Raw genomic sequence first — 2,550 nt, forward strand, 5'->3', positions numbered from 1 at the left:
CTGAAAACCAATAAAAAAGAGTGGTACCTTCACCAACATGTTTTGGTGGGTACCACTCTTTTCAATTTAGCCTACTGGGTTTTGTCCCAGCCTCTTCCTTTATGCATTATTCTTTTTCAGTTGTTTGAGGTTCTTCGCTTAGGCTTTCGGAAATCTTCGTTTCTTCTAAGAGAACTGTTTCCTCTTCTGCTTCAGCATCGATTTCCGGTTCGCTTTCGTCTATGGGTTGAACCGCTGGGGTGATTTCCTCATCGATATCTTTCGCTACTTCATCACTACCGATTTCAAACTTTGAAACTTCTTGTTCAAGCACAATGGCGATTTCTTGGAGTTTCATCGCCGCGTGATTGACGGATTCAATGGCAGCTGTTTGATTTTCACTGGAGGCGGTAACTTGCTCGGTGCTAGCTGCCGTTTCTTCAGAGATCGCACTGATTTCTTCTAGTTTGGTGGAAAGATCCACATTAGCTTGGCTAACATTTTCGATGGCTTTTTTGATGCTCGTAATTTTTTCGGAAATGGCCGTCACATTATCCGCAATGTTGCCGAAAGCTTTTTTCGTCTCGGTGACGTTTTCGTCTTGGCGATTCGTATAATCATTGAGCATGTTGGCGGCGCTTACCATCTCATTCAATTTCTTAATAATGCCACCGATAACTTGTTGAATGTTGGCCGTTTCTTTTTTGGACCGTTCGGCAAGTTTGCGAATCTCATGCGAGACGACCGCAAAGCCGCGGCCCGCTTCTCCGGCCCGTGCCGATTCAATGGCGGCATTTAAAGCAAGCAAGTCCGTATTGCTGGATATATCTTGAATGATTTTCAGGATGTTTGTGATTTTTTCAGATTCACTAGCAACGGCTTGAATTTCCGTAATTAATTGTTTAGCAATTTGCAGGAATTGAGCAGAACCTTCTTCCAAAACTTGTACGACTTTCAGCCCTTTTTGGTTGATTTCTTGTGCGTTTTGCGATTGGCGATAGATGTCTTCGCTATAGGCTGTTGATTCATTGATCGCTTGTGATACGCGAGAAAGAAGCGTCATGCTTTCTTCCAAATGCTCGGCTTGATTTTGCGCCCCGACCGCAACTTGTTGGATGGCTTCATTGACTTCAAAGGCTTGTGCGCTTGTTTCTTCAGATACGGCGGCAAGGTTTTGCGAGGAAGAGGATAAGGTTTCCGCTGCTTCTGTCACCTTCTGGACCGTCTCTTCCATATTCTCGGCCATATTATTGAAACTTTCGGCGAGTTCAGCCATTTCGTCCTTCGTTTGAATATGAACGCGATGGCTTAAGCGACCGCTGCCCAATAATTTGGCACCGTCTTTAAGCGCTTGAATGGATTCCGTGATGGAGCGGATTAAACGCATGCCGAACCAACCGATGCCGAGGATGACCGCCATTGCGAGGATGACCATAGTGATTAAAAGAATCGTTTGCAAGACCGCTAGCTTTTTATTTATTTGATTTTGCTGTGTAACAAGCGCACTGGTCGCATCGTTAACGGCATTTTGAATCTTTTCGGTACCTTTATTAAAGTCTTTTTGCATCTGTATGGTCAATTGATCGGCGTCGTGCATTGATTCAGTGGAAATCCAGAGATCTAACATGGCGTTATCGTAAACGTTACTGTCCTTATCTGACAGTTCATTATTGACCTGGTGATCCAATAAATCCTTTTCTTTAAGAAATTTATTGTAATTTTCTTTAGTCGGATTACGTTGATAGTTCAATAGGGCAATAGTCATCTTTGCTGTTTCTAAGGAGAGTGCTTGATTATGGGTGGTGTCAATAAATTTGGTTATTTCTGAGATGGATGAATTAATCGATTTTCTATGGCCGCTATCTTCATCGTATCCGATTTGGTTTTTGGCTATTTGTAAATTTTTAAAGCCCTCTTCGTAACTTTTTAATGATTTTTCAATGGTTGCGGCTTGTTTGGTCAAGCCTTCTTTTTTAAGCTCATTGTTTTTTGCTTTTACTTTTGAAATGGTGGTAAAGACGAGGTTTGCCCCCGTTTCGGAAGGTGACATCATGAAGGATTCATCGTACTTTCTCGCTCGCTCCATTAGCACCCCGATGTCCTTTACGGTGGAAACGGCATTATTGATTTCCAAGGATTTTTTGGAGGCGTAGTGCTGTCCCAAGAAAGCCACACCTGTAAATAAACATAATATGATCATTCCGATTAAACTGGACCTAAGGAGTAGTCTGATTTTTTTCTTTATCGTCCAATTCAATGGAATCCTCCCCCTTTACGTTGGATTTCTGTGTCGTGTCATGCAGTCCGAGGACCCATTTATTCATTAAGGCGCCCTGGAAAAGTCTCTATATTATATTTCGGGTGTCATTGACAAAAGTTTAATATGAAATGGCGAAAAAAGGCGACGGGTCACTATTCATTTTCATTGTAAGAGCTGGTGCTATAACAAGGGAGCATGTTTTTTTGCTTTATAATACATGAGCTAATTGCGCTGTCCGCAATAACTTGTCCCGCAAAACTTTGCGAGACCTGTCAAAAAAATTTTCCCCCATTTTTCGATGTAAAAATAGA

1 protein-coding gene is annotated in these 2,550 nt (G+C 42.1%); it reads right to left on the reverse strand.

The features are described from left to right. Positions 1-106: 106 nt before the first annotated feature. On the reverse strand, positions 107-2,236 hold the full coding sequence (locus H532_RS0113970) for a methyl-accepting chemotaxis protein (RefSeq protein WP_027725974.1): 2,130 nt from the start codon (positions 2,234-2,236) through the stop codon (positions 107-109). Between the last annotated feature and the right edge of the window lie 314 nt (positions 2,237-2,550).

The sequence above is a fragment of the Tuberibacillus calidus DSM 17572 genome (assembly GCF_000430685.1).
Taxonomy (GTDB): Bacteria; Bacillota; Bacilli; order Bacillales; family Sporolactobacillaceae; genus Tuberibacillus; species Tuberibacillus calidus.